The organism is Lysobacter sp. cf310, from assembly GCF_900114355.1.
Lineage (GTDB): Bacteria > Pseudomonadota > Gammaproteobacteria > Xanthomonadales > Xanthomonadaceae > Lysobacter.
The window spans coordinates 100,361-124,319 of record NZ_FOSS01000004.1; the positions used below are offsets into that span (position 1 = coordinate 100,361).

Consider the following 23,959-nt stretch of genomic DNA (forward strand, 5'->3'; position numbering starts at 1 on the left):
TCCGGCCGCGTGCGCGCACAAGCCGACGCCGACGGCATCGGCCGTCTCCCCTAAGCGCCGGCCTTGCGGCTGCGGCATCGATCGCGGCCAGCGCCGCGTCCCCTGCTTTAGCTTACGCTGGCGCGCCGGCGTTCCGCCAAACGCCTCGTTCATGTCCCTGAGCTCGCCATGACTTCGCCCGACCCGCCTTCCATGCCGCGCTGGACCTGGCAGCCGCATACGCCCGGTCGCGCCGCCGAGGCGCAGGCGCGCAACTGGCTGGCCGCGCAATTGGGCACCAGCGCGCAGGCGCTGCCGCTGACCCGCGACGACCGCCAGCGCCCCACCCTGCGGCCGCCCTACCAGGGCTGGGACTGCAACTGGAGCCACAGCGGCGACTGCCTGCTGATCGCCCTGACCGCGCAGGGCCGGGTCGGGGTGGACCTGGAACGGCTGCGCGCGCGGCCGCGCGCGCTGGCGGTGTCCGAACGCTACTTCACCGCCGCCGAGACCGCCTGGCTGGACGCCCAGGCCGAGCGCGACCGCGCCTTCCTGCGCCTGTGGTGCGCCAAGGAAGCGGTGCTCAAGGCGCACGGCCATGGGCTGTCCTTCGGCCTGCACCGGCTGCGCTTCGAGGAACAGGCCGGCAAGCTGCGCCTGGTCGACAGCGACCCCGAACTGGGCGCGCCGCAGGAATGGCGGCTGCAGGAACTGGCGCCCGCGCCGGGCTACGTGGGCGCGCTGGCCTGGCGCCCGCGGCCGGGATCGCCCGCCGATTCCGCCGGCGCTCCGCGCTGAGCCCGCCGCGCCATCGGCGATACTGTCGCCAATGAACGCACCCGTCCCCCTTCCGTCCGGGCTCCGTCGCGAGCTCGAATCCGGCCTGTCCGCCCTGGCCCTGGATCCGGCCCTGGCCACACCGCTGCTGGACTACCTGGCCCTGCTCGCGCGCTGGAACCGCACCTACAACCTCACCGCCGTGCGCGACCCGCAGGAGATGGTGACCAAGCACCTGCTCGACTCGCTGGCCATGCACCGCTACGTGGACGACATCGCACAGCGCGGCGGCGCCCTGGCCGACCTGGGCACCGGCGCCGGCCTGCCCGGCATCCCGCTGGCCATCGTCAAGCCGGGCCTGCGCGTGACCCTGGTCGAGAGCGCGGGCAAGAAGGCGCGCTTCATGCGCGAGGCCCTGCGCACCCTGGGGCTGAAGGACGCGCGCGTGGCCGAATCGCGGATCGAGGCCTTCGACGAACCCGGCGCCTACGACGCGATCACCGCGCGCGCGCTGGCGACCCTGCCGCTGATCCTGGAGCTGGGCGGTCACCTGCTCAAGCCCGAGGGCGTGCTGCTGGCGATGAAGGGCACCCACCCGATCGACGAAATCGCCGCGCTGCCCGCGGGCTGGAGCGTGCGCGCCTCGCATCCGCTGGCGGTGCCCGGGCTGGACGCCGAGCGCCATCTGGTCGTGGTGGCCCGGGCCGGGACCGGTCCCGGCCCGGGCGCGGACCCGATTCCGGCATGACGAAGCGCGAACGCGCCCCGTCCGGGCATAATCCCCAGTCCGACCGGCGCCCGGCGCCGAGCGGCCACTTTTCACAGCCCGTATAGCCAGGGGACGAGCCGCATGGCCCGCATCATCGCCGTCGCCAATCAGAAAGGCGGGGTCGGCAAGACCACCACCGCGGTCAACCTGGCCGCCGCGCTCGCGCGCGCGCCCAAGCGCGTGCTGCTGGTCGACCTGGACCCGCAGGGCAACGCCACGATGGGCAGCGGCATCGACAAGCGCACGATCGAGGACTCGATCTGCGACGTGATGCTGGGCGAGGCCGACGCCGCCTCGATCCTGCTGCGCACGCCGGAAGACTTCGACCTGCTGCCGGCCAACATCGAGCTGACCGCGGCCGAGATCCGCCTGATGGGCGAGGACGGGCGCGAGCAGCGCCTCAAGGCCGCGCTGGCGCCGATGCGCGCCAACTACGACTACATCCTGATCGACTGCCCGCCGGCGCTGTCGCTGCTCACGCTCAACGCGCTGACCGCGGCCGACTCGATCATCGTGCCGATGCAGTGCGAGTACTACGCGCTGGAAGGCATCAGCGCCCTGCTCGACACCATCAACGCGCTCAAGGCCAAGCTCAATCCGGAGCTGGAGATCGAAGGCGTGCTGCGCACCATGTTCGACGTGCGCAACAACCTGGCCAACGCGGTCTCGGCCGAGCTGACCAACCACTTCGGCGACCGCGTGTTCCGCACCATCGTGCCGCGCAACGTGCGCCTGGCCGAAGCGCCCAGCCACGGCCAGAGCATCGTCGGCTACGACAAGGCCAGCCGCGGCGGCATCGCCTATCTGGGCCTGGCCGGCGAAGTGCTGCGCCGCCAGCGCGAGCGCGAACAGGCCGCCAAGACGGCGCAACGCGACCACAAGGAGACCGTGGCATGAGCGCGGCGAAGAAGCGCGGCCTCGGCCGCGGGCTGGAAGCCCTGCTCGGCCCGAAGGCGGCCGCCGAGGCGCCGATCCTGGAAGCCACCGAAACCGACGTGATGCGCAAGCTGCCGGTGGACGCGCTGATCGCCGGCAAGTACCAGCCGCGCAAGACCTGGGACCACGACAAGCTGGCCGAGCTGGCCGAGTCGATCAAGGCCCAGGGCGTGATCCAGCCGATCGTGGTGCGCGACATCGGCGGCAAGCGCTACGAAATCATCGCCGGCGAACGCCGCTGGCGCGCGACCCAGCTGGCCGGGCTGACCGAAATCCCGGTGGTGATCCGCGAAGTCGACGACCGCACCGTGGTCGCGATGGCGCTGATCGAGAACATCCAGCGCGAGGACCTCAACCCGCTGGAAGAGGCCAACGCGCTGCAGCGCCTGATCGACGAATTCGACCTCACCCACGCCCAGGCCGCCGAAGCGGTGGGCCGTTCGCGGGTGGCGGTGTCCAACCTGTTGCGCCTGCTGGAATTGCCGGCCGAGATCCGCGTGCTGGTCGAAACCCGCGCCCTCGACATGGGCCATGCGCGCGCCCTGCTGACCCTGGCGCCGCAGGCCGCGATCGCGCTGGCGCGCCAGGCCGCCGAGCTGGGCTGGTCGGTGCGCGACGTCGAACACCGCGTGCAGCAGCTGGCCGCCGGCAAGGTCCCGACCACGGGCAAGCCCAAGCCGGCCAAGGCCAAGCCGCAGGCCGACATCGCCACGCTCGAGCGCGAGCTGTCGGAATCGCTCAACACCCAGGTCAACGTGCTGCATGGCCGCGGCGGCAAGGGCCGCCTGGTGATCCACTACAGCGATCTGGATTCGCTGGACGGCGTGCTGGAAAAGCTGCGCGGCAAGGTCGAATGACGGACGCGGAATGACGGACGCGCCACGGCGCGGACGGTGCCTCAGGGGGAGGCGGGGATGACGGACAAGAAGGCCGAGGTGGTCAGCCTCAGCGGTAGCCCGATCTACCACTACGATCAGGCGCCCGCGTGGGAGCCGGCCCAGGGCGAGATCTGCCTGGAGCAGATTTCCGACCACATCGAAGCCCACCTGGGCCCGATCGCCAGCGTGTTCCACGAGCTGGTCTCGGACCTGGTCCACATCGACGTGCATTTCCTGGCGGCCAGCGCCGACTATCCCTATACGCGGCTGGTGACCTCGGGCATGAGCGATCTGGCGATGGCGGTGCCCGAGGGCTCCGACGCGCCGCGCCATCTGGAACTGATCGCGACCCTGCCGGCGGATTGGCGGCTGGATCAGGCGTCGATGCAGGACGAGCGCTGGTACTGGCCGGTGCGGCTGCTGAAGATGCTCGCGCGCTTTCCGCACAAGCAGCGCACCTGGCTGGGTTGGGGCCACTCGATCGCCAACGGCGATCCGCCCGAGCCCTACGCCGCCAACACCCGCCTGGATTCGGCGATCCTGCTGCCCTCGGTCAGCGTGCCCGACGGCTTCCACCGCCTGCGCATCGACGCGGACAAGGAGATCCACTTCCTCGCCGTGGTGCCGATGTACCCGGAGGAGCGCGAGCTCAAGCTGCGCAAGGGCAGCGACGGCCTGCTGGACAAGTTCGCCGACCTCGACGACATCATCGACCCGAACCGGCGCAACGTCGCCAAAAAGCGCTTCGGCCTGTTCTGACGCGCAAGCGCGCTAAGCTCGGGCTTCACGACCGCCTCGTTCCACCGCTTTAATCAACCGTACCCCACCGAAGGAGATGCATATGAAACGGATAGCCCTCGCGGCCCTGCTGCTGGCCCCGTCCCTGGCGTTCGCCCAAGCCGGCGCGAACTGCCCCACCCTCAACAACGCCGACCTGGCCTGGACCCAGCGCCAGGGCGACGACTACACCCTGTGCTACCTGGAACTGCCGTCCGCGATCGCCGCCGGCAAGGGCCTGGGCGTGTACCTGGGCGCGCGCAGCTTCAAGCCCGAGAAGGACAACCGCGCCGAGAAGGGCACGGTCGGCAGCCAGCAGGTGGTCTGGTACAAGAAGGCCAGCGCCACGCGTCCGTTCTCGCGCGAGGCGATCATCGCGTTGCCGGGCGACAAGCCCAAGAGCAAGGTCCGGGTCTACGTCTGGATCGACGCGGCCAGCCAGGCCGAGCTCAACGAAGCCTTCGGCCTGGCCAAGCAGCTCGCGGTGAAGTGATCGCCGGCGGCGCGGCGGATTCCGGCGCAGGCGCGGAGTCTGCTGCGCTTCAGGCGCGGGCGGCCAAGCTGTCGCCCGCGCTCCGCCCAGGACGCGTGCGGCCGCCGATGCGCGCACGCGATTCCGACACGGGTTCGCGGACACTGTCGAAACGGTAACCTCCGCCCGCGCATGCTTTCCGCCTCCGAACCCGTCACCATCGCCCCATGACCATCCTCGTCACCGGCGCCGCCGGTTTCATCGGCAGCTACGTCTGCCGCGCCCTGCGCGCCCGCGGCCAGGCCGTGGTCGGGCTGGACAACTACAACGACTATTACGAGCCGCAGCTCAAGCGCGACCGCGTCGCCGCCCTGTGCGCGGACGTCGATATCCGCGCCCTCGACCTGGGCGACCGCGACGGCCTGGCCGCCTTGTTCGACGAGGTCGCGCCGACCCAGGTGATCCACCTGGCCGCGCAGGCCGGCGTGCGCTACTCGCTCACCCATCCGCACGCCTACGTCGACAGCAACCTGGTCGGCTTCGTGAACCTGCTGGAGCTGTGCCGCCACCGCGGCGTGCAGCACCTGGTCTACGCCAGCTCGTCCTCGGTCTACGGCGATTCGGCGGTGGCGCCGTTCTCGGAAGACCAGCGCGTGGACCGGCCGCGCTCGCTGTACGCGGCCACCAAGGCCGCCAACGAGCTGATGGCGCATACCTACGCCCACCTCTACGGCCTGCACGCCACCGGCCTGCGCTTCTTCACCGTCTACGGCCCCTGGGGCCGGCCCGACATGGCGCCGCTGCTGTTCTCGCGCGCGGTGCTGGCGGGCCGCCCGATCGAGGTCTTCAACCACGGCCGCATGCGCCGCGACTTCACCTGGATCGACGACATCGTCGCCGGCGTGCTCGGCGCGCTCGCGCATCCGGCCCAGGACGATCCGCCGCACCGGGTGTTCAACCTGGGCAACCACACCCCGGTCGAGCTGGAGCGTTTCATCGGCGTGATCGAAGCCGCGGCCGGCCAGCCCGCGGAAAAGGTCTACAAGCCGATGCAGCCGGGCGACATGGTCGAGACGATGGCCGATACTGCGCGCGCCAAGGCGGCGTTCGGGTTCGAGCCGACCACCTCGATCGAGACCGGGCTGCCGCAGGTGGTCGCCTGGTGTCGGGAGTATTTCGGCGCCAGGGCCTGAGCCCTCGCGGATCCGGGCATAACGCTTGCGATCCCGCGCAGGCGCCGTACGCTCTTTCCATCCCTCCGTGCGAGGGGCTACGCACCGCCAATCCCGGCTCCTCCGAGCCGCGACGAGTCCCTTAGATGACCGCAAGCCACACGCCCGAACTGTCCGTCGTCGTCCCCGTGTTCAACGAGCAGGACAACGTCGCCCCGCTGATCCACGAGATCACCGCCGCGCTGCGCGGCGTCGCCGACTTCGAGATCGTCTACGTCGACGACCGTTCGCGCGACGGCACCCTGGACGCGCTGCGCGCGCTGAAGGCGCAGGTGCCCGAGCTGCGCGTGGTCCACCACGTCACCCAGAGCGGCCAGAGCACCGCCATCCGCAACGGCGTCAAGGCCGCGCGCGGGCGCTGGATCGCGACCCTGGACGGCGACGGCCAAAACGATCCGGCCGACATCCCCAAGCTGCTGGCCAAGCGCGCCGAATCGGCGCCCGACATCAAGCTGTTCGCGGGCTGGCGGGTGAACCGCCAGGACTCGGGCAGCAAGCGCTGGGCCTCCAAGTGGGCCAACGCGATCCGCAGCCGCATGCTGCGCGACGACACCCCCGACACCGGCTGCGGCATCAAGCTGTTCGAGCGCGAGGCCTTCCTCGATCTGCCGCACTTCAACCACATGCACCGCTACCTGCCGGCGCTGATGCAGCGCGCGGGCTGGAAGACGGTGAGCGTGCCGGTCAACCATCGCGCGCGCTCCACCGGCGTGTCCAAGTACAACAATCTCAACCGCGCCCTGGTCGGCATCAGCGACCTGCGCGGCGTCGCCTGGTTGATCAAGCGCGGCAAGGTCACCGCCACCGAAGAGGTCTGAGCCGTATGGACTTCATGAATTCGCCGATCGAGTGGCTGGCCTGGACCGGCCTGCACATGTCGCCGTGGAAGCTGATCGGCCTGACCGGCGCCTTCATGTTCGGCGGCCGCTGGCTGGTGCAGTTCGTGGCCAGCAAGCGCCACGGCAAGCCGGTGATCCCGCGCGCGTTCTGGTACATGAGCCTGGTCGGCAGCGCGATGACCCTGAGCTACTTCGTGTTCTCGCAGAAGCAGGACTCGGTGGGCGTGATCCAGAACCTGTTCCCGGCCTTCACCGCCGCCTACAGCCTGTACCTGGACATCAAGCACCGCGGCTGGCACCGCGACCGCGCCGGACACTGAGCTCGGCGAGCCCCGCCGGCGCGGGGCGCTTACGGCTTACCACGCCCTCGCGCGCCCCTCAGTCGTAGTGCTCGATCTCGTCCGGCATCCGGACCCAGGCGTGCCGGCGGACCTCGTAGACCGAGTGGCGCGGCGGCGGAAACCGCGGATCGGCGAAGGCGCCCACCGCGACCGAGATCGAGTCCGGCATCGACTGCGGCTCCCAGTACACGGTCGAGCCGCAGGCGGGACAGAAGTGGAAGCGGGCCGTGGTGCCGCTGTCGCCGGTGCGCTCGAAACGCCCGGACTCGCCCTCCAGCCGCCGCACCCGCTCGCGCGGGTAGCGCGCCTGCACCGCGAACACGCTGCCGGTACGGCGCTGGCACTCCAGGCAGTGGCAGACCGAAATCCGCACCGGCTCGCCCTCGCAGGCCACGCGCAGCTGACCGCAGGAACAGGTGGCTAGACGGATCATGGGCGCCTCGGGTCGGTCTGGGAGGGGGCTACGGCCCAAAGATACCGCGACGGCCGGCCCGGACGTCCCTGCCCGGCGCCCAAGTGCTTGTCCAGGCTCGAATTTGCCGGCATAATGCGCGGCTCGCTGTGTCCGACCCACCCCTAGGGGCAGGTCCGAGCGGTTCCGGAAGCGCGATTCCGGCCGCCTCGATCGGCTGAGGTTTCCACCCGTATCGCGCGCTGTCCGCGGATTTCCGCGCCGACGGCGGGGCCGCCGCCTCCCTGGCCAAGGGAAGCATCCAACCCTTTCGAGGTGCACATGTCCCGCGTATGCCAAGTTACGGGCAAGCGAACGACGACCGGCAACAACGTCTCGCACGCCATGAACAAAACCCGCCGCCGCTTCCTCCCCAACCTGCACGAGCGCCGCTTCTGGGTCGCCAGTGAGAACCGTTGGGTCAAGCTGCGTGTTTCCGCCAACGCCATGCGCACCATCGACAAGAACGGCATCGACGCCGTTCTGGCCGATCTCCGCGCCCGCGGCGAAAAGATCTGAGGACCTGAATCATGGCTTCCAAGCGCGACAAGATCCGTCTGATCTCTTCGGCCAACACCGGTCACTTCTACACGACCGACAAGAACAAGAAGAACACCCCGAACAAGATGGAGGTCAAGAAGTACGACCCCGTCGTTCGCAAGCACGTGATTTATAAGGAAGGCAAGATCAAGTGATGTCTTGGCCCGTTCGCGCCTGACGCGAACGGTTTTGCCAGGACGTCATGCCCGCGAAAGCGGGTATCCAGCGCCTCGAAGAAGCCCGCCCGCAAGGCGGGTTTCTTTTTGTCCGCGATTTGAGTTCCTCGCAGCATTCAGGCCGGCGAACCCCCTCGCTGAAGTCGCTCGAGGTTCGGCCACGCCGAAGTAAAGCGGCGCCCGCTTTCGCGGGAATGACGACATAAAGCGGTACCACCGCCCCCGCTACAAGCCTTCGACGAACCGCCTCTTTTTAGCCCCTCTCCCGCTCGCGGGAGAGGGGTTGGGGTGAGGGCCGCGCCCAGCTACGACTTTCGTAGCCCCCCAGCCTGCCCCGCCCCCACCGCCGTACACTCGACTGTCCGAACGCAGAGGGGCCCTGCGGTGATCCCAGGCTGGATATTGCTGCTGGTGTCGGCCGGCTACGTCGGCCTGCTGTTCGCGGTCGCCTACTACGGCGACCAGCGCACCGCGCGCACCCCGAAGCTGCGCTGGCTGCGTCCGGCCGTGTACTCGCTGGCACTGGCGGTCTACTGCTCGTCCTGGACTTTCTACGGCGCGGTCGGCACCGCCGCGCGCACCGGCCTGGGCTTCCTGCCGATCTACCTGGGCCCGCTGCTGATGCTGGCCTTCGGCTGGCGCATCCTCGAACGCCTGGTGCTGATCTCCGGCGAGCACCGCATCGTCTCGATCGCCGACTTCCTGTCCTCACGCTACGGCCGCGCGCCCGGCCTGGCCGCGCTGGTGGCGGCGGTCGCGCTGACCGCCGCGGTGCCCTACGTCGCCCTGCAGTTCAAGGCCGTGGCGATGAGCGTGGAAGTGCTGGCCGGCGTGCCGGCCGACGCCAGCCTGCTCGCCGACCCGGCCTTCTACGTCGCGCTGATGCTGGCGGTATTCGCGATCCTGTTCGGCACGCGCCAGATCGACGCCACCGAACACCATCACGGCATGGTGCTGGCGGTGGCGCTGGAGTCGCTGGTCAAACTGGTCGCCTTCGTCGCCATCGGCGTGTTCGCGCTCGCCCATCTGCCCGGCGACGGCAACCTCGCCGCGCGCGTGGGTCAAGCCGCGCGCGTGGTCACCGCGCCCGGTCTGCCGCCGGGCTTCGTCGCCCAGACCCTGTTGGCCTTCGCCGCGATCCTGTGCCTGCCGCGCCAGTTCCACGTCGCCGTGGTCGAGTGCCAGGACCCCAACGATCTGCGTCCCGCGCGCTGGCTGTTCGGCGGCTACCTCGCCCTGATCAGCCTGCTGGTGGTGCCGATCACCCTGACCGGCCAGGCGGTGCTGGCGGGCAGCTCGGTATCGCCGGACACCTATGTGCTGGCCCTGCCGCTGGCGCTGAAGCAGGAAACCCTGGCGCTGATGGTCTACATCGGCGGCTTCTCGGCCGCCACCGGCATGGTGATCGTGGCCAGCGTCGCCCTGGCCACCATGGTCAGCAACGACCTGATCGTGCCGCTGCTGCTGCGCAGCGGCGCTTTGCGCGAAACCCAGGGCATTGACCGCCAGGTGCTGTGGGTGCGGCGCGCGACCATCCTGGTGCTGGCGATGATGGCCTACGCCTACCATCGCGCCTCGATCGGCGCCGACAGCCTGGCCCAGCACGGCCTGCTCGCGTTCGCGGCGGTCGCGCAGTTCGCGCCGGCCTTGATCGGCGGCCTGTACTGGCGCGGCGCCAGTCGCGCCGGCGCGTTCGCGGGCCTGCTCGCGGGCGCGTTGCTGTGGCTCTACACCCTGCTGCTGCCGGCGCTCGCGCGCGTGGGCTGGCTCGACACCGCCTGGATCGAACACGGGCCGCTGGGCGTGTCCTGGCTACGTCCGGAGCAGTTGTTCGGGCTCACCGGCTGGGACGCGCTCACCCACGGCACCTTCTGGTCGCTGCTGTTCAACATCGGCTTCTTCCTGTTCGTTTCGGTGCGTCAGCGCCCGCGCCTGCAGGACCAACTGCTGGCCGCGACCTATCTGGATCCTTATGTGCAGCGCCCCGCGCTGGGCCCGGGCGGCTGGGCCGGCAGCGTGCGCAGCGGCGAACTGCTGACCCTGGCCGAACGCATCGTCGGCGAGCGCCACGCACGCCGCGCGTTCGAGGAATACGCGCAGGCCCAGGGCCGCACCTGGCTGCCCGACCAGCCCGCCGATCGCGCGCTGGCGCAATTCACCGAACGCCTGCTGGCCTCGGCGATCGGCGCCGCCTCGGCGCGCCTGACCCTGACCAGCGCCTTGCGCGGTTCGGGCATGGAGCTGGGCGAGGTGGTGGCCCTGCTCGACGAGGCCAATCAGGAACTGCGCTTCAACCGCCAGGTGCTCTCGACCACGCTGGAGAACATCAGCCAGGGCGTGAGCGTGGTCGACCGCGACATGCGCCTGGTGGCCTGGAACGGCCGCTATCAGGAATTGTTCGACTACCCCGACGGCATGCTCTACGTCGGCCGACCGGTCAGCGACCTGATCCGCTGGAACGCCGAGCGCGGCGAGATGGGCACGGGCGACATCGATGCCCAGGTGCGGCGCCGCCTCGCCCACCTGCGCGCGGGCGCCTCGCACGTGTTCGAGCGCGTGCGCGCCAACGGCCAGGTGATCGAGATGGTCGGCCGCCCGCTGCTGGGCGGCGGCTACGTCACCAGCTACAGCGACGTCACCGACTACAAGCGCGCCGAGCAGGCCCTGCGCGAAGCCAACGAGAACCTGGAGCAGCGCGTCGAACAGCGCACCCAGGAAGCCGAGGCCGCGCAGCAATCCAAGACCCGCTTCCTGGCCGCGGTCAGTCACGACGTGCTGCAGCCCTTGAACGCCGCGCGCCTGTTCACCACCGCGCTGCGCGAAACCACCGACGCCGACGAGCAGAGCCGTCTGGCCGAACGCGTCGACGCCTCGCTGCGCGCGGCCGAGGACCTGCTCGACGGCCTGCTCGACATCTCGCGTCTGGACGCCGGCGCCTTGCGCCCGGAACCCACCGACTTCGATGCCGGCGAACTGTTGCGCGAACTGGCCGCGCAATACGCGCCCAGCGCAGCCGGCCGCGGCCTGCAGCTGCGCGTGCGCGTACCGCTGGAGGAAATGCCGGTGCGCAGCGACCGCCGCCTGCTGCGGCGCGCGCTGCAGAACTTCATCGCCAACGCCTTCCGCTACACCCGCGAGGGCGGTGTGCTGATGGCCGCGCGCGCGCGCCAGGGCGGCCAGGTCGAACTGCAGGTCTGGGACACCGGCCCCGGCATACCGGAACATCATCTGGAACAGATCTTCGACGAGTTCCGGCGCTTCGATCAGCCCGGCGTCGGCGGCGAGCGCGGCCTCGGCCTGGGCCTGTCGATCTGCCAGCGCATCGCACGCACCTTGGACCATCCCCTGCGCGTGCGCTCGCGCGTGGGTCGCGGCAGCGTGTTTTCGATCGCCGTGCCCTGCGGGCGCACCGCGCGCGCGCGCATCGTGGCGGCGCCGGCGATCGCCGATTCGCTGTCCGGCCTGCGCGTGCTCTGCGTCGACAACGACCTGGAGATCCTGGACGGCATGCGCACCCTGCTCGGCCGCTGGCAGGCCACGGCCTTGGTCGCGGCTACGGTCGACGAGGCCTTGGCCCTGATGGATCAGAAACCGGATGTCGCCCTGGTCGACTTCCATCTGCACGACCGTCTCGACGGCCTGGGCGTGGTCGACGCGCTGCGCGCGCGCGCCGGCCGCGCCCTGCCCGCGGCCCTGCTCACCGGCGACGGCAGCGACGCGCTCAAGCTGGCCGCGCGCGAACGCGGCTGCCGCGTGCTCACCAAGCCGATCAAACCGGCCTCGCTGCGCGCGTTCCTGGCCGCGCAGCGGCAGACCGTTTCGGTTTGAGGCGCATGCACGATCGGGCTATCGGCATGCGCTCAACCTTCCTCGCCTCCTTCCTGTTCGCGCTGTGCGCCGCTCCGACGGCGGTGGCGCAAACGCCCGCGACCGAACCCGCGGCCGTCGCCGCGACGACGGTCCAGACCCAGGGCATGTACCGCTCGCAGGCGCAGCCCGCCTGGCTGCCCGGCAGCCGCCAACCCCTGGCGACCGGGCCGACCCACTACCTCTACCTGCGCTTCTACCCCGACGGCCGGGTGATCTCGGTGTCCTCGACCGGCACGCCGGAACAGATCGCCGGCTGGTTCGACCACACCCACGACGGCGTATCCCAGGGCCGCTATCGGATCGAAGGCGATCGTCTGCATTTCTCGACCCGCTCCGGCGCCGGCAGCGTCGACTACGACGGCCGCATCGACGCCGACACCCTGCAGTTGAATTCGCACTCGCACATCAACGGCCGCGACAACACCCATACGCTGCGTTTCGTGGCGATGCCGGAGCAGCCCTGAGGCGCTTCGGTCGTCCGCCAAGGCCTGTCGTCTACGTCCGCACGGCGTCTTCGCAGTAGCGCCGCAAGGCAGGCAGTGCGATTTCCCAGTAGTAGTTGATGTGCCCATACACGGCGTAGTTGCCCAGGTTGCTCAAGGCCAGGTCCACGCGCGTGGCGCCGTCCGAGGCGGTCAGCTCGAAGCGCAGCACGACATGGTGCTCAAGCCGATCGGGAAATACGCGTCGCGACAGTGAGCTCCAGTGGGTGTATTGCAGCAGGCGCGGCGGCTCGAAGGCCTGGACCACCCCTCGATTTTCGAAACGCAGGCGGCCGTGTAGCAGGCCGCGGAAGATCACCGGACCGCCTGGCGTCCAGTCGGTCTGCACCGCGAACGCCTCGTCCGACATCCAGGCTTCGAGCGCATGCGCTTCGGTCAGGGCAGCCCAGACCGCGGCCTGCGGCGCCTGGATCAGGATGGATTTCTCGACAAGCTGGGGGTAGTCGCGTTCCGCTGCGACGCTCATGTGCGTGCCTGGATCGCGAACGAGTGCATCAACCATCATTCCAAGTGACCGCAAGCTCTGTAGGCGTGATCGATAAGGTCCGGCCCAGCGGGAACTGCGACCCCTCATCGCGCGTGAGGTCCAACTCGACCAGGTCGCGGCTCTCGGCTCGGACGCTGAACGCATGGCTCGCGAACGCGGTCACCATGCGCTCGGCGTCGGCAGGCGACCAATACGTCGATACCGCCGCGAACAATCGGCGCAAGGCGATCCGGTTGTCGGGACGTCGATCGGAGGGATAGCGGACCGTGACGTTCGCCGCCAGATCGACGCAACCCGCGTATTCCACGCTCAGCACGCTGCCATCGGCACTGCGCCAGGACACCATGTGTCCGTCCGCGCTCATGCGACCACCGGGATGGCGCGCCGCCCTCTCGGCCAACCGCTTGACCTGATAGTCCCGGTCGAAACCGCAATCGTCGTCGCCCGCATGCAGCAACGGGCTCGCGCTGAGCGCGAGCAGCGCACACAGCATCGATAGCTTGCGGGATCTCACACAGGCTCCGTTACGCATGGCGACTACTCGCCCTCTTCGGCCGGCAGCACGATCGCGCCCGGGTCCAAGGCCAGACGTCCGGCGATCAGCACCGCCTGAGTACGGTTGTTGGCGCCGAGCTTGCGCAGGATCGCGGTCACGTGCGCCTTCACGGTGGCTTCGGACACGCCCAGCTCGTAGCCGATCTGCTTGTTGAGCAGGCCCGCGCCCAGCATCTGCAGCACCCGGAATTGTTGCGGCGTCAGATCGCGCAGGCGCTGCGCGGCGTCGTGTTCGTCCTCGGCGGCGGCCGGCGCCGACAAGGCCGCGGCCGGCGCCCAGCGATCGCCGGCGAGTACGCTGGCGATCGCCTCGCCCAGGGTCGCCGCGTCGGCCGACTTGGGAATGAAACCGACCGCGCCGTGATCCAGCGCGCGCCGCATCACCGCCGGCTCCTCGCGCGCCGACACCACCACGATCGGCAACTGCGGATGCAATGCGCGCAGATGCACGAGGGCGCTGAATCCCTGCGCACCGGGCATGTTGAGATCCAGCAGCAGCAGGTCGGCGTCGGACTCCGCTTCGACCAGCGCATACAGCGCATCCACGCTGTCGGCCTCGCGCAGCGACGCATCGGGCAGCACCCGCGCCACCGCGCCACGCAGGGCTTCGCGGAACAGCGGGTGGTCGTCGGCGATCAGCAGGGTAGCCATGGCTGCGCTCCTGGGTAGGGTTTTTCCTGCATTGCGACGCGGCATACGCCGGCTGCCGTAGTAACCGTCGAAGACGGTTCAATGCCCGCATGCTGCCGTATCGATACCAATTGAAGCCCTGCGCTCGCCGCTTGCGCGGTGACATGACGGAAGCCGAACAGCGGCTTTGGCTGCGTTTGCGGCGCCGGCAGATCCAAGGCGTGCGGTTCTACAGACAGAAACCTTTGGCCTCTTACGTGGTGGATTTCTATGCTGCCGCGGTAAGGCTGGTTGTTGAGGTTGATGGTGGGCAGCACTTCGAGCGTGAAGCATGGGCTGCCGACCGCAGGCGCGAGGCCGTTTTGCGGACAATGGGACTGCGGGTGCTCCGTTTCGACAATCGCCAGGTGCTGCTGGAGACCGAGGCGGTCATGGCGACAATCTGGGAAGCGGTCGCTGAGCGGATTCGATGATCGCAGCTGACGCCGAAGCAAATCCCCCCTGCCCCCCTTTTTCAAAGGGGGGAACAGCAAGCGTGGCGAAGGTATGGGAGCGGGTGCCGCTGCACATGACGACGCACCAGATCCCCCCCTTTGAAAAAGGGGGGTTAGGGGGGATTTGCTGTGGCCCCTCCCCCTCACTTCCCCAACCTGTCGTTGACCAGGCTCTCCACCACCGACGGGTCGGCCAAGGTGCTGGTGTCGCCGAGCTGGTCCGGCGCGTTCTCGGCGATCTTGCGCAGGATGCGGCGCATGATCTTGCCCGAACGGGTCTTGGGGAGACCCGGCGCCCATTGCAGATGATCGGGGGTGGCGATCGGCCCGATTTCCTTGCGTACCCAAGCGACCAGTTCCTTGCGCAGCTCCTCGCTGGGCGCCTCGCCCGCGATCAGGGTCACGTAGGCGTAGATGCCCTGGCCCTTGAGGTCGTGCGGGAAACCGACCACCGCCGCCTCGGCGACCTTGGGATGCAGCACCAGCGCGCTCTCGACCTCGGCGGTGCCGATGCGGTGGCCGCTGACATTGATCACGTCGTCGACGCGTCCGGTGATCCAGTAGTAGCCATCGGCGTCGCGGCGGCAGCCGTCGCCGGTGAAATAGCTGCCGGGATAGGTCTTGAAGTAGGTCTCGATGAAGCGCGCGTGGTCGCCGTAGACGGTGCGCATCTGGCCGGGCCAGGAATCCAGCAGGACCAGGTTGCCCTCGGCCGCGCCTTCGAGCGCGGCGCCGTTGGCGTCGACCAGCGCCGGCTGCACGCCGAAGAAGGGCTTGGTCGCCGAGCCGGGCTTGAGATCGATCGCGCCGGCCAGGGGCGTGATCAGGATGCCGCCGGTTTCGGTCTGCCACCAGGTATCGACGATGGGGCAGCGCGAATCCCCGACCACCTCGTGGTACCAGCGCCAGGCCTCGGGATTGATCGGCTCGCCCACCGAACCCAGCAGGCGCAGCGACTTGCGCGAGGTGCGCGCGACCGGCTCGTCGCCGTCGCGCATCAGGGCACGGATCGCGGTCGGCGCGGTGTAGAAGATCGTGACCTGATGCTTGTCGATCACTTCCCAGAAGCGCGACACGTTCGGATAGTTCGGCACGCCCTCGAACACCAGCGCGGTCGCGCCGTTGGCGAGCGGGCCGTAGACGATGTAGCTGTGGCCGGTGACCCAGCCGACGTCGGCGGTGCACCAGTAGATGTCGTCCTCGCGCAGGTCGAACACCGCTTCGTGGGTGTAGCTGGCGTAGACCAAATAACCGCCGGTGGTGTGCAGCACGCCCTTGGGCTTGCCGGTGCTGCCGGAGGTGTAGAGGATGAACAGCGGATCTTCCGCGTTCATGCGCTCGGGCTCGCAGGTCTCGGGCTGGCCGTGCACCACCGCGTCGTACCACCGGTCACGCGGCATCTGCATGTCGACCGCGGCGCCGGTGTGGCGCACCACCAGCACGGTTTCGACCGTGTTGGTGCCAGGCAGTTTCAAGGCGGCGTCGACGTTGGCCTTGAGCGGGATCTTCTTGCCGCCGCGCAGGCCCTCGTCGGCGGTGATGATGAGCTTGCTGCTGCAGTCGGCGACGCGGTCGGCGATCGAGTTGGGCGCGAAGCCGCCGAACACCACCGAGTGGATCGCGCCGACGCGCGCGCAGGCCAGCATCGCGACCACGGCCTCCGGGATCATCGGCAGGTAGATGGTGATGCGATCGCCCTTGCGCACGCCCAGCGCGCGCAAGGCGTTGGCGAGGCGGCAGACCCGCGCGTGCAGCTCGCGGTAGGTCACGTGTTCGGCCGGCAGGTTCGGATCGTCGTGCTCGAACAGCAGCGCGGTCTTGTCGCCGCGCGTGGCCAGATGGCGGTCCAGGCAATTGACGCTGGCGTTGAGCTCGCCGTCCTCGTACCAGCGGATGCGGAAATCGTCGAGCGCGTAGTTGACGTCCTTGATCTTGGTCGGCGGCGTGTACCAGTCCAGACGCTGCGCGACCCGGGCCCAGAACGCCTCGGGCTGCTGCACCGATTCGGCGTACAGGCGCTCGTAGTCTTCCCGCGTGATCCGCGCCTGGGCGGCGAAGTCCGCGACAACGGGATAGACGGTGGCGGGTTGGTTCATGGGGCGCTCCGGCGGTTGGACGTGGGACGGGTCAGTGTGGACGGGGTGTGGGCCGACTAAGGTTCGCGCGCAGGCGCGGGCGAACCTCCAGTGTGCCGCATCCACCACGATAGCCGCCGTGACCGTGGTTTAGACCATGGTCGTATGTGCCATCTGAACACGGCTTTTTACGACCAATGGCGAATGGCCCCTCCCCGGCCCGGCGCGCAGGCTGGCCGCAGTCGCGCGTCCTGCGCGACATTCCTCGGGAGGGAATCATGTCCATTCGCATCGCATCGCCGGCGGGGAGCGCGATCCGGCGGCGCCCGCTGGCCGCGGCATTGCTGGTCGCACTGACATTGCCCGGTATGGCCTACGCCCAGACGGCGAAGGAAAAGGAGCTGGAGGCGCGCGTCGCCCAGCTCGAAGCCATGGTCCAGCAGTTGGTCTCGCAACAGCAACAGCAACAAAGCCAGATCGCCGAGGTCAAGACCGCCCAGGCCACCGCGCCGACGGCGCCGGCCGCGGCGCCCGGCAAGCCCGCGCTGCAGACCGCGGCGATCACGCCCGGCGCCAATCCGGGCACGCGTTTCAGCTACGGCGGCTTCATCAAGCTCGACGCATCGGTCACCCAGACCAACGACGGCGACATCGCCGACGGCTCGGTCGGACGCCTGTTCTACGTGCCCAAGGCGATTCCGGTCGGCGGCGGCCGCACCCGCGAGGGCGGCAGCGACACCGACATGGGCGCGAACTTCTCGCGCTTCTGGTTCGCGGCCGACACCGACCTGGACAGCGGCGACAAGCTCAAGGCGTATCTGGAATTCGATCTGTTCGGCGGCGGCACCACCGCCTTCACCGGCAACGAGATCGCCACCAACACCTACGCGCTCACCCTGCGCCAGGCCTATGTGACCTGGAACAACTGGATGGCCGGCCAGGCCTGGTCCAACTTCCAGGACACCGCGGCGCTGCCGGACACGGTCGACTTCCTCGGCCCCACCGAGGGCACGGTGTTCGTGCGCCAGGCCCAGCTGCGCTACACCAAGGGCCCGTGGTCGTTCTCGATCGAAAACCCGGAAACCGTGTACACGCCGTTCCGCGGCAACATGGCCCAGGTCGCCGGCGACGACGGCACCATGCCGGATGTCACCGCGCGCTACACCGCCAAGGGCGACTGGGGCCACTTCGGCATCGGCCTGCTCGCGCGCCAGCTCAAGTACCAGAATGGCCCGGCCAACGACAGCAGCACCGGCTACGGCGCCAGCGTCTCGGGCAAGTTCAACCTCGGCAAGGGCGACGACCTGCGCTACATGGTCACCGCCGGCAGCGGCATCGGCCGCTACGTCGGTCTGGCGCTCAACAACGACGCGGTGCTCGACGCCAACGGCGATCTGGAGAACATCGACCTGATCAGCGGCTTCGTCGGCTGGCGCCACGTGTTCAGCCCGAAACTGCGCAGCAACGTGTTCTATTCGCGCGCCGAGTATGACAACGAGACCGCGCTGACCGGCCTGGGCATCACCAAGTCGGCGCAGTCGGCGCATATCAACCTGATCTATTCTCCCTTGCCCAAGCTCGACGTCGGCGCGGAGCTGATCTGGGGCAAGCGCGAACTCGAGAACGGCGACTCCGGCGAACTCAACCGCCTGCAGACGCACGTCAAGTACAGCTTCTAACCTCTAGGGGAACGCATCATGTCCAGCGTCACCGCTACCGCATCGCCCGGCTCCGGCGAACTCACCAAGGGCCACCGAAAAGTAATTTTCGCGTCCAGCCTGGGCACCGTATTCGAGTGGTACGACTTCTATCTGTACGGTTCGCTCGCCGTCATCATCGGCAAGCAGTTCTTCGGCGGTCTCAACGACACCAGCCAGTTCATCTTCGCCTTGCTGGCCTTCGCCGCCGGCTTCGCGGTGCGTCCGTTCGGCGCGCTGGTGTTCGGCCGCCTCGGCGACATGATCGGGCGCAAGTACACCTTCCTGGTCACCATCGTGATCATGGGCCTGGCGACCTTCCTGGTCGGCATCCTGCCCAGCTACGCGACCATGGGCATCGCCGCGCCTATCATCCTGATCACGCTGCGCCTGGCCCAAGGCCTGGCGCTGGGCGGCGAGTACGGCGGCGCGGCGACCTACGTGGCCGAGCATGCGCCCAACGGCAAGCGCGGCCTGTACACCAGCTTCATCCAGACCACCGCGACCCTGGGCTTGTTCCTGTCGCTGCTGGTGATCTGGAGCTGCCGCAACTACCTGGGCAAGGAAGCGTTCGAAGAATGGGGCTGGCGCATTCCGTTCCTGGTCTCGGTGGTGCTGCTGGGCGTGTCGGTGTGGATCCGCATGCAACTGGCCGAATCGCCGCTTTTCCAGCAGATGAAAGCCGAGGGCAAGACCTCCAAGGCGCCGATCACCGAGAGCTTCTTCTCCAAGAACGGCAAGATCGCCCTGCTCGCCCTGCTCGGCGCCACCGCCGGCCAGGCCGTGGTCTGGTACGGCGGCCAGTTCTACTCGCTGTTCTTCCTGACCAAGACCCTGGGCCTGGATCCGAACCGCGCCGACATCCTGATCGCGATCGCGTTGGCGCTGGCCACCGGCGGCTTCATCTTCTTCGGCTGGCTGTCGGACAAGATCGGACGCAAGAAGATCGTGCTCGCGGGTTGTTTGATCGCCGCCGTCACCTACTTCCCGGTGTTCAAAGCCCTGACCCACAACGTCAATCCGGCGTTGGAGTCGGCGGTGGCGAAGTCGCCGGTCACGGTGACCGCGGATCCGGACCGCTGCGCGTTCCAGTTCGACCCGGTCGGCAAGGCGACCTTCAAGCAGTCCTGCGACATCATCAAGGCGGCGCTGGCCAAGAAGGGCATCCCCTACATCAATGCCCCGGCCGCGGCCGGCAGCGTGGCCACTGTGTCGATCGGCGGCGCCAACCTGAGCAGCTTCGAAGGCGAGGCGCTGGGCAAGGACGAGTTCAAGGCCCAGTCCGAAGCGTTCGGCAAGCAGTTGGCCGAAGCGCTCAAGACCGCCGGCTATCCGGAGAAGGCCGATCCGGCCCAGGTCAACACCCCGGTCGTAGTCGCCCTGCTGACCTTCCTGGTGCTGCTGGTGACCATGGTCTACGGACCGATCGCCGCCTGGCTGGTCGAGCTGTTCCCGACCCGCATCCGCTACACCTCGATGTCGCTGCCCTACCACATCGGCAACGGCTGGTTCGGCGGCTTCCTGCCGTTCACCGCCTTCGCCATCGTGGCGGCCACCGGCAACATCTACAGCGGCCTGTGGTATCCGATCATCGTCGCCTCGATGACGGTGGTGATCGGCGCGCTGTTCCTGCCCGAAACCAAGAACGTCGATATCCGCGACTGAGGTCGCCCCCGAACGACCCCACGTCGTATGCGGTAAGGACAACGCCGGCGCAAGCCGGCGTTGTCCTTTGCGGCGCCGCCATCGACGGTCCGTCCGTTCGCGCCGCACCGTTCCGCCGCGTCGCGGCTTGGCGCATATGCGCCGCGCGCTTATGCTCCTGGTCCATCGATGCTTACGGTGATCGGCGGCCCTTGACGCATGAGCGACCGTGACAAATCCGCACGCAAGGCCCAGCTCAAGGCCTGGAAACAGGCGCAGCGTCAGCGCGCCCAAGCCGAGTTCCCGTTGCCGGACGCGCGCCTGCGTCTGTTCTTCGACGGGGTCGAACGCCTGCGCGCGCGACACGGTTGTTTCCACGACACGCGGCATGCGATGCAATGCATCGATGCGATGGCGCTGAGCGACGAGGAGGCGAATGCCCTGCTCGATTGGTGCCAGGCTTACGGCGGCCACTGCGATTGCGAGATCGCGGCCAATACCCACTCACACTGGCTGGCGTCGCGCGACCGCGCGGCCGCGGCCGATACCGGAGCCTGACATGAAACCGGCGATCCGCCCTTACGACCCGTCCACCGAGTTCTACATCTCCGAGCAGTGCCACATCGTCGAGTTGTCCAACAGCGCCGACGACGCCGAGGTGTCGATCGCGCGCGCGCGGGTCGCGCCAGGCGTGACCACGCGCTGGCATCGCCTGCGCGGCACCACCGAGCGCTATGTGATCGCCGAGGGCCACGGGCGCGCCGAGATCGGCGACCTGCCGCCGCAGGAGGTCGGACCGGGCGACGTGGTGCTGATTCCACCCGACTGCCGCCAACGCATCGCCAACCTGGGCCACGGCGATCTGGTGTTCCTGGCGGTCTGTTCGCCGCGCTTCCGGCCCGAGGCCTACGAGGACATCGACGAAGCGCCGCTGCCCTGCAGCTTCGACGACGCCTAGCGTCGCTTGCCGCGCGGCGCGCGGTCGGCCTTGATCGTGAAACGCCCGCTGTCCGCGAACGCGGCCTCGATGGTGCGCGCCAGGCGCGCGCCGTAGCGGCCGTCGGGATCGAGGTCGGGGTCGTAGATGGTCAGCTCCAGTCCCACCGCTTTCGGGCTGGCCAGCAACGGCGCCAGCAAGGCGCGCAATTGCTCGAAACTCAGGCCGCGCTCGTTGGGCGAATCCACCGCCGGCATCACCCGCGCATCCAGCACGTCGGCGTCGACGTGGATCCAGTAGCCCTGGGTGTCGGCCGCCTCCAGGCGGGCGCGCGCCTCGGCGCCGGCCGCGTGCGCGTCGCGGCGGATGGTGTCGACGCCGAGGGTGTGGATGCCGGACGCGTCGTAGGACTCGGTCGCCGCGAACTCGCTGTCCGCCGACGTGCGCGATAGGCCCAGCTGGACCACGTCGGACTCGCGCAGATAGGGCGAGCGACCGTCGATATCGGTCAGCGCCGCCGGCCCGTGCCCGGTCGCCAGGCCCAGGTCCAGGCCGGCGGCGGTGTAGATGCCCCGGTAGCGACTGCGGTCGCGCGCGTAGGAATAGTCGTCGTGCGCATCGACGAAGGCCAGGCCGTAACGGCCGAGGCGCTTGAGCGCCAGGCTGGAGCCCAGCAGCACGCTGCAGTCGCCGCCCAGCACCAGCACGAACTCGTCGCGGCCCAGCAAGGGTTGCAGGCGATCGGCCAGCGTGCGCGAGTACGCGCCCAGCGCGGTGCCGTTGCGGAAGCCGACCGCGTGGTCGGGATCGGGCGAGTACGCGGGCGCGTCGACGCGGCCGCCCTCGCGCGCGCCCAGGCGCGCGACCAGGCCGGTGTCGCGCAGGGCCGCGGCGAGTTTGCGCGCGCCGGGTTCGACGCCCGGCGCGGGTGGACGCAGGCCGAGATTGCTGGGCGCGTCGATGACGACGATGCGGGTCATGGGTGCGGCCTTGGCGCTGGGGTTCGAGGCAGCGTCGGCGGAGGCGGTGGGCGCGCAGGCGCCGGCGGCCACGCCCATGCTGACGGCAAGCAGAGCGGTGTCGAGGCAGCGGCGCGCGAGGCGCAGAGTCCGGCCCATGACGCATAACCTTTAAAATATGTTTTGACGGTTATATGCGCGCAAGCATAACCTGTCAATATCGCTTAGCAGGTTACGCATGCGCATCGAACACCACGCGTTCAAGCCCGCCGACCTGGTCGCCGGCCACCTCGCGCTCGACCTGGTCAATACCGTCACCGCGCGCGACACGCAGCCGCGCGACTGGCTGGACGACTACGACGCGCTGCTGCGCTGGGCGCGTCAATCCGGTCGCTACGCGCGCACCGACCTGGCGCAACTGGAAGACCTGAGCCAGGCCGAACCGGCCAAGGCGGCGGCCGCGCTAGGTCGCTGCAAGACCCTGCGCGAGGCCCTGTGCGCGATCCTGTACGCGCTTTCGCAAGATGCCGCGCCTCCCGCCGAGGATTTGGCGGTGCTGGACAAGGCGCGCCTGGCCGCGTCGGCGGCGGCCCGCCTGGTCGCGCGCCAGGGCCGCCTGCAGGCGGAGTGGTCGGTCGAGCGCTCGGGTCCGGACCTGATCGCGCACACGGTGGTCGCGCACGCGATCGATCTGCTCAAGGACGCCCAGCTCGACCGCCTGCGCATCTGCGACGGCCACGACTGCGGCTGGGTCTTCATCGACACGTCCAAGAACGGGCGCCGGCGCTGGTGCGATATGGCCACCTGCGGCAACGTGGCCAAGGCGCGCCGGCATCAACAACGCGGCGCGACCGCGCGCTGAACGGCGCAACGCGAGGCGCATGCGCGTCGACGCCGCGCGTCGATGCCGGTGCTAGGGTGCTCGGATTCCGGAGTACGCCATGGCCCCGATCCGCACCGCCCCGCTGTCCATCGCGATCCTGCTGAGCCTGTGCCCGACCGCGGCGGCCGTCGCCGCCGACGACATCGACTTCGTACGCGGCTGCTGGGCCACGCGCGCGAGCCCAGGCGGTCCGATCGACGGCTTCCTGCGCCTGCTGCCCGATCGCGAGACCGAAGGCGTGCTCAGCGGCCATGCGATGAGCGCTTACGGCGACCCTCCGGTGTCGCGCCTGGACCTGATGTTCGCGCGCGACGGCAGCACGCTGGGCCTGCGCCGGCCGATTCCGGGCTATCAGGCCCTGGACGCGCGCCCGCTCGATCACTACGCACGCGTGCCGCAGGTCGGCGCCGCGCTGCTAACCGGCCCGGGCCAGCTCGCCGCATACGCGCAGGACGGCGCCAAGGAATGGATCGTGGTCAAAGCCCGCGACGAGCGCCTGTCGATCCAACGCGTCGGCGGCGATGGGCGCGTGGTCGAGACCTACTTCGACGGCGAACGCGACGGCTGCGATTGAGCCGCGCGGGCGGCGGAGCTATTGCGGCGGCGACGCCAGCTCGCGCGCGTCCAACGAGCCGTCGCGGTTGCGGTCCTGCTTGCGGAAGGTCTCGGCGAGCTGGGCGCGGTGCTGTTCACGGGTGAGCGCGCTACCGCCGCGACGCCCGGGCGGGAACTCGTCGGGATCGAGCACGCCGTTGCGGTTCTTGTCCATCGCGTCGAAGCCGTAGCTCAGCCAGTCCTGGTACTCGACCAGCGCGATCTTGCCGTCGCCGTCGCTGTCCATGCGCGACAGGTAATCGCTGGTGGAACGCACCTGGGCCGCGGCCAGGGCCGGCAGCAACACGAACAGACAGGGCGCGAGGGCGATGAGCGGACGACGCATGCGCGGAAACCGGAGCGAGACTGTTGCGCAGCCTGACCTGCGCGCGCGACGCAGACAAGTCCAAACGCGCGCGGCATGGGACGCGATTCAGCCAGCGGCATGCGCCCCTAAGGACGTA

27 protein-coding genes are annotated in these 23,959 nt (G+C 69.1%); 20 read left to right on the forward strand and 7 right to left on the reverse strand.

What is annotated here, in order from left to right; all coding sequences use genetic code 11:
• The first annotated feature begins 168 nt into the window (after positions 1–168).
• The 9 genes from BMZ45_RS14955 to BMZ45_RS14995 all read left to right on the forward strand — a co-directional run bounded on the left by BMZ45_RS14955 (position 169) and on the right by BMZ45_RS14995 (position 6,979).
• The gene (locus BMZ45_RS14955; protein WP_254776661.1) at positions 169–777 is read left to right on the forward strand and encodes a 4'-phosphopantetheinyl transferase family protein; all 609 of its coding nucleotides are present in this window, start codon (positions 169–171) and stop codon (positions 775–777) included.
• Between the two features lie 31 nt (positions 778–808).
• Positions 809–1,504, forward strand: a complete 696-nt coding sequence (gene rsmG / locus BMZ45_RS14960; protein WP_091637350.1) for a 16S rRNA (guanine(527)-N(7))-methyltransferase RsmG — start codon at positions 809–811, stop codon at positions 1,502–1,504.
• Between the two features lie 102 nt (positions 1,505–1,606).
• On the forward strand, positions 1,607–2,422 hold the full coding sequence (locus BMZ45_RS14965; RefSeq protein ID WP_091637351.1) for a ParA family protein: 816 nt from the start codon (positions 1,607–1,609) through the stop codon (positions 2,420–2,422).
• Positions 2,419–3,318, forward strand: a complete 900-nt coding sequence (locus BMZ45_RS14970) for a ParB/RepB/Spo0J family partition protein (protein ID WP_091637352.1) — start codon at positions 2,419–2,421, stop codon at positions 3,316–3,318. Before BMZ45_RS14965 ends, BMZ45_RS14970 begins: the two co-directional genes overlap by 4 nt.
• 57 nt (positions 3,319–3,375) lie before the next feature.
• Positions 3,376–4,098 (forward strand): suppressor of fused domain protein, encoded by a 723-nt coding sequence (locus tag BMZ45_RS14975; protein WP_091637353.1) that lies wholly within the window; start codon positions 3,376–3,378, stop codon positions 4,096–4,098.
• Positions 4,099–4,180: 82 nt separating this feature from the next.
• The gene (locus BMZ45_RS14980) at positions 4,181–4,609 is read left to right on the forward strand and encodes a hypothetical protein (RefSeq protein ID WP_091637354.1); all 429 of its coding nucleotides are present in this window, start codon (positions 4,181–4,183) and stop codon (positions 4,607–4,609) included.
• Between the two features lie 206 nt (positions 4,610–4,815).
• The gene (locus tag BMZ45_RS14985; RefSeq protein ID WP_091637355.1) at positions 4,816–5,781 is read left to right on the forward strand and encodes an NAD-dependent epimerase/dehydratase family protein; all 966 of its coding nucleotides are present in this window, start codon (positions 4,816–4,818) and stop codon (positions 5,779–5,781) included.
• 125 nt (positions 5,782–5,906) lie between these two features.
• A complete protein-coding gene (locus tag BMZ45_RS14990; protein WP_091637356.1) occupies positions 5,907–6,638 on the forward strand; it encodes a glycosyltransferase family 2 protein in 732 nt (243 codons plus the stop codon).
• A 5-nt stretch (positions 6,639–6,643) separates the two neighbouring features.
• On the forward strand, positions 6,644–6,979 hold the full coding sequence (locus BMZ45_RS14995; RefSeq protein WP_057164393.1) for a lipid-A-disaccharide synthase N-terminal domain-containing protein: 336 nt from the start codon (positions 6,644–6,646) through the stop codon (positions 6,977–6,979).
• 58 nt (positions 6,980–7,037) lie between these two features.
• Here BMZ45_RS14995 and BMZ45_RS15000 read toward each other — a convergent pair whose 3' ends face one another.
• A complete protein-coding gene (locus BMZ45_RS15000; protein WP_091637357.1) occupies positions 7,038–7,433 on the reverse strand; it encodes a GFA family protein in 396 nt (131 codons plus the stop codon).
• 300 nt (positions 7,434–7,733) lie between these two features.
• On the opposite strand from BMZ45_RS15000, the gene rpmB reads away from it, so the two are divergent.
• The 4 genes from rpmB (at position 7,734) to BMZ45_RS15020 (ending at position 12,501) form a co-directional block, all read left to right on the forward strand.
• Positions 7,734–7,970: a 50S ribosomal protein L28 gene (rpmB, locus tag BMZ45_RS15005; protein ID WP_056177711.1), complete on the forward strand. Its 237-nt coding sequence runs from the start codon at positions 7,734–7,736 to the stop codon at positions 7,968–7,970.
• 11 nt (positions 7,971–7,981) lie between these two features.
• Positions 7,982–8,146, forward strand: coding sequence for a 50S ribosomal protein L33 (gene rpmG / locus BMZ45_RS15010; protein ID WP_036168663.1), 165 nt, complete (start codon positions 7,982–7,984; stop codon positions 8,144–8,146).
• A gap of 405 nt (positions 8,147–8,551) precedes the next feature.
• Complete coding sequence (locus BMZ45_RS15015) at positions 8,552–11,995, forward strand: hybrid sensor histidine kinase/response regulator (protein ID WP_091637358.1); 3,444 nt, start codon at positions 8,552–8,554, stop codon at positions 11,993–11,995.
• 26 nt (positions 11,996–12,021) lie between these two features.
• The gene (locus BMZ45_RS15020; RefSeq protein WP_091637359.1) at positions 12,022–12,501 is read left to right on the forward strand and encodes a hypothetical protein; all 480 of its coding nucleotides are present in this window, start codon (positions 12,022–12,024) and stop codon (positions 12,499–12,501) included.
• A 31-nt stretch (positions 12,502–12,532) separates the two neighbouring features.
• Here the strand turns inward: BMZ45_RS15020 and BMZ45_RS15025 are convergent, their stop codons facing one another.
• Genes BMZ45_RS15025 through BMZ45_RS15030 form a run of 3 tightly spaced genes read right to left on the reverse strand, consistent with a single transcriptional unit; the run spans position 12,533 to position 14,233 of the window.
• Complete coding sequence (locus BMZ45_RS15025; protein ID WP_175489088.1) at positions 12,533–13,006, reverse strand: SRPBCC family protein; 474 nt, start codon at positions 13,004–13,006, stop codon at positions 12,533–12,535.
• A gap of 28 nt (positions 13,007–13,034) precedes the next feature.
• Positions 13,035–13,541, reverse strand: coding sequence for a hypothetical protein (locus BMZ45_RS21710; RefSeq protein WP_175489089.1), 507 nt, complete (start codon positions 13,539–13,541; stop codon positions 13,035–13,037).
• A gap of 23 nt (positions 13,542–13,564) precedes the next feature.
• Positions 13,565–14,233, reverse strand: a complete 669-nt coding sequence (locus tag BMZ45_RS15030) for a response regulator transcription factor (protein ID WP_091637361.1) — start codon at positions 14,231–14,233, stop codon at positions 13,565–13,567.
• 89 nt (positions 14,234–14,322) lie between these two features.
• Here BMZ45_RS15030 and BMZ45_RS15035 point away from each other — a divergent pair, with 89 nt between their 5' ends.
• The gene (locus BMZ45_RS15035) at positions 14,323–14,685 is read left to right on the forward strand and encodes an endonuclease domain-containing protein (RefSeq protein ID WP_091637362.1); all 363 of its coding nucleotides are present in this window, start codon (positions 14,323–14,325) and stop codon (positions 14,683–14,685) included.
• Between the two features lie 164 nt (positions 14,686–14,849).
• Here the strand turns inward: BMZ45_RS15035 and acs are convergent, their stop codons facing one another.
• On the reverse strand, positions 14,850–16,802 hold the full coding sequence (gene acs, locus BMZ45_RS15040; protein WP_091637363.1) for an acetate--CoA ligase: 1,953 nt from the start codon (positions 16,800–16,802) through the stop codon (positions 14,850–14,852).
• 257 nt (positions 16,803–17,059) lie between these two features.
• On the opposite strand from acs, the gene BMZ45_RS15045 reads away from it, so the two are divergent.
• The 4 genes from BMZ45_RS15045 to BMZ45_RS15060 all read left to right on the forward strand — a co-directional run bounded on the left by BMZ45_RS15045 (position 17,060) and on the right by BMZ45_RS15060 (position 21,080).
• A complete protein-coding gene (locus tag BMZ45_RS15045) occupies positions 17,060–18,460 on the forward strand; it encodes a DcaP family trimeric outer membrane transporter (protein ID WP_091637364.1) in 1,401 nt (466 codons plus the stop codon).
• A gap of 18 nt (positions 18,461–18,478) precedes the next feature.
• Complete coding sequence (locus BMZ45_RS15050; RefSeq protein WP_091637365.1) at positions 18,479–20,143, forward strand: MFS transporter; 1,665 nt, start codon at positions 18,479–18,481, stop codon at positions 20,141–20,143.
• A 198-nt stretch (positions 20,144–20,341) separates the two neighbouring features.
• Positions 20,342–20,680: a DUF2695 domain-containing protein gene (locus BMZ45_RS15055; protein ID WP_091637366.1), complete on the forward strand. Its 339-nt coding sequence runs from the start codon at positions 20,342–20,344 to the stop codon at positions 20,678–20,680.
• A gap of 1 nt (position 20,681) precedes the next feature.
• Positions 20,682–21,080, forward strand: coding sequence for a cupin domain-containing protein (locus tag BMZ45_RS15060; protein ID WP_057160082.1), 399 nt, complete (start codon positions 20,682–20,684; stop codon positions 21,078–21,080).
• Here the strand turns inward: BMZ45_RS15060 and BMZ45_RS15065 are convergent.
• Positions 21,077–22,177, reverse strand: coding sequence for an arginase family protein (locus tag BMZ45_RS15065; RefSeq protein WP_217643213.1), 1,101 nt, complete (start codon positions 22,175–22,177; stop codon positions 21,077–21,079). The two genes, BMZ45_RS15060 and BMZ45_RS15065, sit on opposite strands and share 4 nt — an antisense overlap.
• Positions 22,178–22,256: 79 nt before the next feature.
• Between BMZ45_RS15065 and BMZ45_RS15070 the strand changes: the two genes are divergently transcribed.
• Positions 22,257–22,880 carry a CGNR zinc finger domain-containing protein gene (locus BMZ45_RS15070; protein WP_091637367.1) on the forward strand — a complete coding sequence of 208 codons (624 nt, stop codon included), beginning with the start codon at positions 22,257–22,259 and terminating at the stop codon, positions 22,878–22,880.
• A gap of 79 nt (positions 22,881–22,959) precedes the next feature.
• Positions 22,960–23,475 (forward strand): hypothetical protein, encoded by a 516-nt coding sequence (locus tag BMZ45_RS15075; RefSeq protein WP_091637368.1) that lies wholly within the window; start codon positions 22,960–22,962, stop codon positions 23,473–23,475.
• 18 nt (positions 23,476–23,493) lie between these two features.
• On the opposite strand, the gene BMZ45_RS15080 is transcribed toward BMZ45_RS15075, so the two are convergent.
• A complete protein-coding gene (locus tag BMZ45_RS15080) occupies positions 23,494–23,841 on the reverse strand; it encodes an EF-hand domain-containing protein (protein ID WP_091637369.1) in 348 nt (115 codons plus the stop codon).
• Between the last annotated feature and the right edge of the window lie 118 nt (positions 23,842–23,959).

Bases quoted from the DNA above. Each gene is read 5' to 3' on its own strand.
- BMZ45_RS14955 (WP_254776661.1), top strand. From the start codon at position 169: ATGACTTCGCCCGACCCGCCTTCCATGCCGCGCTGGACCTGGCAGCCG.
- rsmG (WP_091637350.1), top strand. From the start codon at position 809: ATGAACGCACCCGTCCCCCTTCCGTCCGGGCTCCGTCGCGAGCTCGAA.
- BMZ45_RS14965 (WP_091637351.1), top strand. From the start codon at position 1,607: ATGGCCCGCATCATCGCCGTCGCCAATCAGAAAGGCGGGGTCGGCAAG.
- BMZ45_RS14970 (WP_091637352.1), top strand. From the start codon at position 2,419: ATGAGCGCGGCGAAGAAGCGCGGCCTCGGCCGCGGGCTGGAAGCCCTG.
- BMZ45_RS14975 (WP_091637353.1), top strand. From the start codon at position 3,376: ATGACGGACAAGAAGGCCGAGGTGGTCAGCCTCAGCGGTAGCCCGATC.
- BMZ45_RS14980 (WP_091637354.1), top strand. From the start codon at position 4,181: ATGAAACGGATAGCCCTCGCGGCCCTGCTGCTGGCCCCGTCCCTGGCG.
- BMZ45_RS14985 (WP_091637355.1), top strand. From the start codon at position 4,816: ATGACCATCCTCGTCACCGGCGCCGCCGGTTTCATCGGCAGCTACGTC.
- BMZ45_RS14990 (WP_091637356.1), top strand. From the start codon at position 5,907: ATGACCGCAAGCCACACGCCCGAACTGTCCGTCGTCGTCCCCGTGTTC.
- BMZ45_RS14995 (WP_057164393.1), top strand. From the start codon at position 6,644: ATGGACTTCATGAATTCGCCGATCGAGTGGCTGGCCTGGACCGGCCTG.
- BMZ45_RS15000 (WP_091637357.1), bottom strand. From the start codon at position 7,433: ATGATCCGTCTAGCCACCTGTTCCTGCGGTCAGCTGCGCGTGGCCTGC.
- rpmB (WP_056177711.1), top strand. From the start codon at position 7,734: ATGTCCCGCGTATGCCAAGTTACGGGCAAGCGAACGACGACCGGCAAC.
- rpmG (WP_036168663.1), top strand. From the start codon at position 7,982: ATGGCTTCCAAGCGCGACAAGATCCGTCTGATCTCTTCGGCCAACACC.
- BMZ45_RS15020 (WP_091637359.1), top strand. From the start codon at position 12,022: ATGCGCTCAACCTTCCTCGCCTCCTTCCTGTTCGCGCTGTGCGCCGCT.
- BMZ45_RS15025 (WP_175489088.1), bottom strand. From the start codon at position 13,006: ATGAGCGTCGCAGCGGAACGCGACTACCCCCAGCTTGTCGAGAAATCC.
- BMZ45_RS15030 (WP_091637361.1), bottom strand. From the start codon at position 14,233: ATGGCTACCCTGCTGATCGCCGACGACCACCCGCTGTTCCGCGAAGCC.
- BMZ45_RS15035 (WP_091637362.1), top strand. From the start codon at position 14,323: ATGCTGCCGTATCGATACCAATTGAAGCCCTGCGCTCGCCGCTTGCGC.
- acs (WP_091637363.1), bottom strand. From the start codon at position 16,802: ATGAACCAACCCGCCACCGTCTATCCCGTTGTCGCGGACTTCGCCGCC.
- BMZ45_RS15045 (WP_091637364.1), top strand. From the start codon at position 17,060: ATGTCCATTCGCATCGCATCGCCGGCGGGGAGCGCGATCCGGCGGCGC.
- BMZ45_RS15050 (WP_091637365.1), top strand. From the start codon at position 18,479: ATGTCCAGCGTCACCGCTACCGCATCGCCCGGCTCCGGCGAACTCACC.
- BMZ45_RS15055 (WP_091637366.1), top strand. From the start codon at position 20,342: ATGAGCGACCGTGACAAATCCGCACGCAAGGCCCAGCTCAAGGCCTGG.
- BMZ45_RS15060 (WP_057160082.1), top strand. From the start codon at position 20,682: ATGAAACCGGCGATCCGCCCTTACGACCCGTCCACCGAGTTCTACATC.
- BMZ45_RS15065 (WP_217643213.1), bottom strand. From the start codon at position 22,177: ATGGGCCGGACTCTGCGCCTCGCGCGCCGCTGCCTCGACACCGCTCTG.
- BMZ45_RS15070 (WP_091637367.1), top strand. From the start codon at position 22,257: ATGCGCATCGAACACCACGCGTTCAAGCCCGCCGACCTGGTCGCCGGC.
- BMZ45_RS15075 (WP_091637368.1), top strand. From the start codon at position 22,960: ATGGCCCCGATCCGCACCGCCCCGCTGTCCATCGCGATCCTGCTGAGC.
- BMZ45_RS15080 (WP_091637369.1), bottom strand. From the start codon at position 23,841: ATGCGTCGTCCGCTCATCGCCCTCGCGCCCTGTCTGTTCGTGTTGCTG.